Here is a 6,949-nt window from a genome sequence, read left to right as displayed (position 1 = left end):
GGGAAAACGGGGAGGGAAACGGGGGAGCGGGAAGGAAGCGCCGGTTCGAGTGGCCACGGGGGACGTGGGCACACCGAACCGGCGCTTTCCCGTGCGCCAGAGTCCGCCGGCTCAGCGGTTGCCGCCCACCCGTCCCTGGAGGAGCCGGGACAGCGCCGAGTGGACGTCGTCCAGGGAGCGTTCCGGCTGGAAGGACTGCCAGTCCAGGGCGGCGACCAGGACCATGCCGACCATGGCCGCCGCGGTCAGCGGGATGTCGATCTCGTCGCTGAGCTCGCCGCTCGCGACAGCCTCCCGCAGGACGTCCTCGATGACCGCCACCGCCTGCTGTCTGACCACCATCAGGGTGGACTGCCAGGCCCGGTTGGTGCGCCACAGCTCGGCCACGTAGAGCTGGGTGAAGGCCGGGTAGCGGCTGATGAAGACGAGCCCGGCGCGGATCATCGCGTCCAGGGCGTCGACCTTGGTGCCGCCGTCCCGCTCGGTCCGCTCGGCCGCCTCCCGCAGGGAGTCGGTGAGGAGTTCCACGCCGTGCCGCAGCAACTCCTCGAAGAGGACCGACTTGCTCGCGAAGTTGTAGTAGACCGTGCCCTTGGCGACTCCGGCCCGCTCGGCGATCTCGTCCACCGTGGTGGCGGAGAAGCCCTGTTCCGCGATGAGCGTGACGGCCGCCTCGTAGAGCTTCTGCCGGGTGGCCTCACGGCGTGAACCGCCGCCCGGCGGGGTGCTGCTGCGTTCCATGGCCCTGATTCTCACAGGTGCGCCGGACCCACGCCGACGGGACGTCACAGGCTCAGCTCCGGGTGGAGCCGGTCCAGGGTCCACACCTGCCTGCGGCGGGCCGACAGGGCGGTCAGCGCCAGGGCGCCGGCCGTGAACGCCGCCAGCACGGCACACGCCTGCCACACCGGGCCGAGCCCACCGCCCGTGATGAGCCTGCGCAGGGCCTCGATGACGTAACTCATCGGCATGAAGGGGTGGATCGCGTTGAAGAAGCCGGGGCTGGTCTGCACGGGATAGGTGCCGCCCGCCGACGTCAGCTGGAGCATCAGGAGGGCGAGCACGAGGATCCGGCCGGCCGCGCCGAAGCGTGCGTTCAGCCACTGGATGATCGCCGAGAAGCACCCGGTGACCAGGAACAGGAAGGCCACCGTGCCGGCCGCGCGGACCATCTCCAGGCCGATCGCCCAGTGCAGTACGGACATCAGGGCCACGGTCTGGAGCACTCCCAGGGCGGCCACGGGGAGCCAGCCCGCCAGCGCGATGCGCCACGCCGGGGCGCCCGCGGCGAGCGCCCGCCGGTTGAGCGGCGAAATCAGCATGTAGGCGACCATCGCGCCCACCCACAGGGACAGCGGGATGAAGTACGGGGCGAATCCGGTGCCGTAATTGGACGCCTTGTGCAGGTCCCTGGAGGCCAGTTGGACCGGGTCGGCCATGACCTCGGTGCGCGTGTCACGGTCCTGCCGGTCGTAGTCGGGGATCCGCCCGGCGCCGTCGTGCAGCCCGCCGGCGAGTTTCCCGGAGCCGTCGGCCAGCTTGAACATGCCCCCGGAGAGGTCGTCCGCGCCCGTCTTGAGGGCGCCGACACCCGTGTCCAGGGTGGTCGCGCCGGTCCCGGCGGTGGAGAGCCCGGTGTGCAGCTTCCGCGCTCCGGCGGCGACTTGCGCGGCCCCCGCGTTCAGCGCGTCGACCTTCCGGACGGCGTCGTCGAGGTCCTCGGAGAGGCGCGGGGCGCGGTCGGCGAGCGAGCGGGCCCGCTTCTGGAGCGTGGCGAGGTGCTGGTCGAGCAGCTTCAGATCACCGTTCTGGTCGGCGATCAGCGCGTTGACGTCGTCGGCGACCGTCACCACGTCCGCCGCGGCGTTCCTGGCCTTCTTCAGGTCGGCGCACGCGTCGTCGGGCAGTACCGCGGTCTCGCAGCGCGCCCTGTAGACCCCGTTCAGGGTGTCGGAGGCGGCGTGGGCGCCCTTGGCGGCGGCCGGGGCGGCCTTCACCAGCGTGCCGAGGTTGCGCCGGACCGTACCGGCGGAGTCGGCGACGAGCCGGGCGGCGTCACCGATGGTCTTCTCGTTGTCCTTGAGGAAGGGCCCCAGCCGGTCCGAGACACCGTCGACCCGGTCGGCCAGCGCCTGGGTGCCCGCCGCGACCTGCCGCGAACCTTCGGCAAGGCCGCCCGCGCCCGTGTCGAGCTTCCGCAGCCCCCGGACGAGCTTGCCGCTGCCCGACTTGGCGTCCTTCAGCCCGTCGGCGAGGTCCTTGGAGCCCTGCTCGGCCTTGCCGATCCCGCCCGTGAGGGTGTCGGCGCCCTTGGCCGCCTTCACGGTCTGGCCGTGGATGTCGGAGAACGAGACGAAGATCCGGTCCAGGAACGACCGCGAGGCCTTCGTGGAGGCGGCCCTGCGCACCTCGCCGAAGACCGTCCGGGAGATCTGCCCGACAATGTAGTTGTTGGCGTCGTTCGTCCGCACCTGGAGCGCGCCCGTCTCCGGGGCGTCGCCCGAGCTGGACGCGATCCGCTCACTGAAGTCGGCCGGCATGGTCAGCGACAGGTAGTACGTGCCGTCCTCGACGCCCTTCCGGGCCTCGGCCGAGGTCACCTCGTGCCACTCGAAGGTGTCGCTGTCACGCAGCCCCTTGACGATGTCCGAGCCGGCGACGAGCTTCTTCCCCGAGACGCTCGCCCCCTTGTCGTCGTTCACCAGGGCCACGGGGATGCGGTCGAGCCTGCTGTACGGGTCCCAGAAGGACCACAGGTACAGGGCGCCGTACAGCAGCGGCAGCAGCAGGAGCGCGACCAGGGCGGCCCGGGGGAGTTTCCCCCGGCCGAAACGCCTGAGCTCAAGCGCGGCCAGTCTCGGGGAACGCATCCACCGTCTCCTTCTCGTGAGTCTCTGTCAGGTCCGGCACCGTCAGGTCCGGCACCGTCACGTCCGGCGACGTCGCTTCAGGCGCTTCACCGTCCGGCGCTTCACCGTCCGGCGCTTCACCGTCCGGTTCCGCGCCGTCCTGCTTCCGCTCGCGCGGGGGTGCCGGCGCGGCGGCGGTCGACACGGTGAACGCCCCTTCGGGAGCCTCGCTGCACACCGCCACGACGGTCGTCCCGGCCTCGGACAGGGACCGCAACAGCGCCCACACCTCGGCCCGTTCGGAGTCCGACAGCTTCAGGTCGGCGTCGTCCACCCCCAGCAGCCGCGGTTCGCCGATCAGGGCCAGCGCCACGGACAGCCGCAGCGCCTCCAGCCGCTCCAGATCGCGTACGGCGGTCCTGTCCCCCTTGGGCAGCGACTCGCGGTCGAGACCGGCGGTCGTCAGCGCGGCGTCGACGCGTGCCCGTGTCTCGGCCGCCCGTTCCGCCCGTGGCCGCAGCAGCTCGCGCGGGGAACCGCCGAACCGGCGCTCCAGCAGAGCCCGTTCCCGCAGGTGCTCCCCGACGGTCAGGGCGGGGTCGAGGTCGGTGACACCGGAGACGTGCGCGAGCGCGCTCACCCGGCGCACCGCCGCCGAGTGCCTGGGCAGGTTCCACCCGCCGACGGTGGCCGACCCGTCGGTCGCCTTCATCCGGCCCGTGAGCGCGAGCAGCAGGCAGGTGCGCCCGGAACCGGACGGCCCCTCCACCGCGATCAGCGAGCCGGGCTCCGCGTCGAAGGACACCTCATGGAACGCCCATCCATGAGCCCCCTTGAGCCCGAAGGCCCGAGTGGTCAACCCGAGCCCGTGCGGACCGTCCACGGCTTCCGCCCCCTTGGCATCTTTTTGAACTGACTGGTCAGTGCAAAAACTAACCCGAACTTTCGATCGATGCAAAACACCAGGTCAGAACGGATTGTCAGTGGCATACCGCACGATGAGCCCATACGGCACCTCCCGTCGGGACGTGCCGTCACACGACGACAGGAGGTTCGTCATGGCCAGCTCGAACGCAGCCGCCGCCCACCGGCGCCGCGCCCCCGGCCCTGCCCCCTCACCGACCGGTCCGGCGGGAGACGTGCACCCCGTGCTCCGCCGGGCCACCGCCCCGCCCGCAGCCCTCGACCTGCTCGCCCAGGCCCGCGCCGGACTCGACGAGGCGGCCGTCCTGGAGACCCCCAACGAGCGGTACGCCACCGCCCATCTCGCCGCCCTGCGCACCGCCGCCGCCGTGCTCGCGGCCCGGGGCCGCCCCGAACCCACCCCCAGGCGCCGGGCCCGCATCCGCAGCGCCTGGGAGGTGCTCCCCGAGATAGCGCCCGAACTCGCCGAGTGGAGCGTCCTGTTCGCCTCCGGCGCCCGCCGCAGGGCCCGTGCCGAGGCCGGCATCCAGGGCGCGGCCGGCACCCGCGACGCCGACGACCTGATACGCGACGTGGCGATGTTCCTGCGCCTCGTCGAGCGGATGCTCGTCCTCCAGCCGGTGCTTCCGCAGCCGCGCCAGGACCTGGAGGAACCCCCGGAGCCGGTCCGGGGCCAGGAAGCGAGGAGGGAGGTCCCGGACGCGGGCTGAGACGGTCGGCCGGGCATGCCGCCGGAGGCAATAAGCTGGGGAAGCCGCAGCTTTTCCGCAGCCCACCGGGCCGGGAAGGCACCCCGTTCGCTCCGCCGCGCAAGAGGCGGTGCCGCGCCGAGGAGTCACCTGCCGTGCCGGACCCGATGCGACCCCGCTCCTCCCTCCGTACCGCCGTGGTCTGGGAGGTCGTCCAGGACGCCCTGGAGCGCCGCGTCAAAGCCACGGGGCGCGAAGTGCTGGACGTCCTCGACACCGGCGGCGGCAGCGGCAACTTCGCGGTGCCCGTCGCCCGCCTCGGGCACCGCGTCACCGTCGTCGACCCGAGCCCCAACGCGCTGTTCGCGCTGGAGCGCCGGGCCGCCGAGGCCGGTGTCGCCGACCGTGTCCGGGGCGTCCAGGGCGACGCCCACGGCCTCTTCGACGTGGTCGAGCGCGGCGGCTACGACGCGGTGCTCTGCCACGGCGTCCTGGAGTACGTGGACGACCCCGCCGAGGGCGTCCGCAACGCGGTGGCCGCCCTGCGCTCCGAGGGCGTCCTCAGCCTGCTCGCCGCCGGACTCGGCGGCGCCGTGCTCGCGCGGGCCCTCGCCGGGCACTTCACGGAGGCCAGGCGGGCACTCGACGACCCGAACGGCCGCTGGGGCGAGAGCGATCCCGTGCCCCACCGGTTCACCGCCGAACAGCTCACCGGGCTCGTCGAGAGCGCGGGCCTGCGCGTGGCCTCGGTGCACGGCGTACGGATCTTCGCCGACCTGGTGCCCGGTGTCCTCGTGGACACCGAACCGGGCGCCCTGGACGCCCTGCTGAAGCTGGAGGCCGCGGCCGCCGAACAGGCCGCCTTCCACTCCGTGGCCACCCAGCTCCATGTGCTGGGCGAGACTCCGGGAGCCGTCGAGGTCTGAGCGGTCTGTGGCGGTGGACCCCTGATCAGGGGCTCGGCCGCAGATGGAGTACGCCACAGGCCCCCCGGCAGGCGGCCCGGAGCCGTATGATCGAGGGAGACCGCTCTGCATGACGGGCCGGTTGCTGGGGAATGAACGCCTCAGTGATTCGGGACGGCCATGGCGGATTCCGGTTGCGGATTGGCGTAGAGGGGCGGGTTTCACGGGGGCGATTCCCTGCCTATCCTGAAGGGGACCCCCGGTCGCCCCCGGCGACTGCACGAATGAGGAGGACTCCGTGCCGCTCTCGGAGCACGAGCAGCGAATGCTCGAGCAGATGGAGCGAGCGCTGTACGCCGAAGATCCCAAGTTCGCGACAGCGCTTGAGGGAAGCGGGCTGCGCACGTACACCCGGCGACGGGTCTACCAGGCGGTCGCGGGCTTCCTCGTAGGTATCGCGCTCCTCATGGCCGGAATGGTCGCACAGCAGATTTGGGTCAGCGTGGTGGGATTCCTCGTCATGCTGGGCTGTGCGGTACTGGCCGTGACAGGTTGGCGCAAAGCCCCCAAGCCGGGCGAACAGCCCGCGGCGGGCGGCGTCTCCGGCGCCGCGCACGGTCACCGACAGGGCCGGCAGCGACGCTCCGTGATGGACCGCATCGAGGAGCGCTGGCAGCGCCGGCGCGACGAACAGCAGGGCGGCCAGTAGCCCTTCCGACAGCCCCTCGGGCCTGCGGTTGCCCGGGGCGCGACCGAAAGACGTGAAACGCCGGTGGCCCGGAACCCCCAGGGGTTCCGGGCCACCGGCATGTCCGGCCGTCGTGCCGTCAGCCGTGCTGGCCCCCCGGCTTGCGCAGGGCCGGCCTGGCCGCCAGAGCACGCTCGCCGAGCGCGGCCCACCGTGCCGACAGCACCCACACCACACGGACGGTCGAACGCGGGGCGAACATCGCCCGCAGCCTCGTACCCCGGCCCGCTCCGGTGCGCAGGGCCACGGTCACCTGGCGCACGTCCTGGGCGAGCCCCGCCGTCGGACGGGGGCTGGGCGCGAACAGGACCTGCTCCACGGCGTCCGCCACCCGGCGCACGGCGTCCGCCGCCGGCGGGTCGAGACGGCCGAGGCGCACGATCCGGGCCGCCGCCTTGCGGGGCGTCTGGGACTCCTCCGGACCGATGCCGAAGTCCCAGGCGGTGTCGGTCAGTTCCTGCCAGGCCGACAGCGCGTGGACCGTGGCGTCGGCGTCACCGCGTCCGTGCGCCCCGAGCCGCGCGGCCCGGACCCGCAGCCGCCACAGCATCGGCAGCAGCGGAAGCAGCAGCAGGGCGAGCGCCCCCAGGATCCAGAGCACCCCCGCCGGCCACCACCAGCCACTGTCGTCGCCCTGGCCCGGCGCGGCCTGCGCGGACTCGGCCGCGCACCCGCCGTCCAGCTTCCGCTGCGCCACCGTGCAGGTATCGGCGGCCGAGGCGGAGTCGGAGGGCGCCACCGAGGCGTTCCGGGACGGCACATCCGCGTTCGGGAGGTCACTGCCCGGCGCCTGGGACTGGGTGTACTCGGGCACCGAACCACGGGTCGGGGTCG

At 72.8% G+C, this 6,949-nt stretch carries 7 protein-coding genes; 3 read left to right on the top strand and 4 right to left on the bottom strand.

Annotation, left to right across the window (positions count from 1 at the left end; all coding sequences use genetic code 11):
* Positions 1-111: 111 nt before the first annotated feature.
* The 3 genes from AOK08_RS39105 to AOK08_RS39095 are packed head-to-tail and all read right to left on the bottom strand — an operon-like array spanning position 112 to position 3,732.
* The gene (locus tag AOK08_RS39105) at positions 112-741 is read right to left on the bottom strand and encodes a TetR/AcrR family transcriptional regulator (protein ID WP_055534948.1); all 630 of its coding nucleotides are present in this window, start codon (positions 739-741) and stop codon (positions 112-114) included.
* 44 nt (positions 742-785) lie between these two features.
* Complete coding sequence (locus AOK08_RS39100) at positions 786-2,870, bottom strand: YhgE/Pip family protein (protein WP_055534947.1); 2,085 nt, start codon at positions 2,868-2,870, stop codon at positions 786-788.
* Entirely contained in the window at positions 2,842-3,732 is an 891-nt protein-coding gene (locus AOK08_RS39095; RefSeq protein WP_055534946.1) for an ATP-binding cassette domain-containing protein, read from the bottom strand. The genes AOK08_RS39100 and AOK08_RS39095 overlap by 29 nt, the downstream gene beginning before the upstream one ends.
* 175 nt (positions 3,733-3,907) lie before the next feature.
* Between AOK08_RS39095 and AOK08_RS39090 the strand changes: the two genes are divergently transcribed.
* The 3 genes from AOK08_RS39090 to AOK08_RS39080 all read left to right on the top strand — a co-directional run bounded on the left by AOK08_RS39090 (position 3,908) and on the right by AOK08_RS39080 (position 6,076).
* On the top strand, positions 3,908-4,483 hold the full coding sequence (locus AOK08_RS39090) for an SAV_6107 family HEPN domain-containing protein (protein WP_055534945.1): 576 nt from the start codon (positions 3,908-3,910) through the stop codon (positions 4,481-4,483).
* Between the two features lie 134 nt (positions 4,484-4,617).
* The gene (locus tag AOK08_RS39085; RefSeq protein WP_055534943.1) at positions 4,618-5,388 is read left to right on the top strand and encodes a methyltransferase; all 771 of its coding nucleotides are present in this window, start codon (positions 4,618-4,620) and stop codon (positions 5,386-5,388) included.
* Positions 5,389-5,665: 277 nt separating this feature from the next.
* Positions 5,666-6,076 (top strand): DUF3040 domain-containing protein, encoded by a 411-nt coding sequence (locus tag AOK08_RS39080; protein ID WP_055534941.1) that lies wholly within the window; start codon positions 5,666-5,668, stop codon positions 6,074-6,076.
* Between the two features lie 118 nt (positions 6,077-6,194).
* Here AOK08_RS39080 and AOK08_RS39075 read toward each other — a convergent pair.
* Positions 6,195-6,949 (bottom strand): DUF4129 domain-containing protein (locus AOK08_RS39075; protein ID WP_157876989.1); only part of this gene is annotated, 755 nt, incomplete at its 5' end.

The organism is Streptomyces graminilatus, from assembly GCF_001418565.1.
Taxonomy (GTDB): domain Bacteria; phylum Actinomycetota; class Actinomycetes; order Streptomycetales; family Streptomycetaceae; genus Streptomyces; species Streptomyces graminilatus.
The sequence above is the reverse complement of the archived record's forward strand: the minus strand, read 5'-3'. Positions and strand labels throughout refer to the sequence as shown.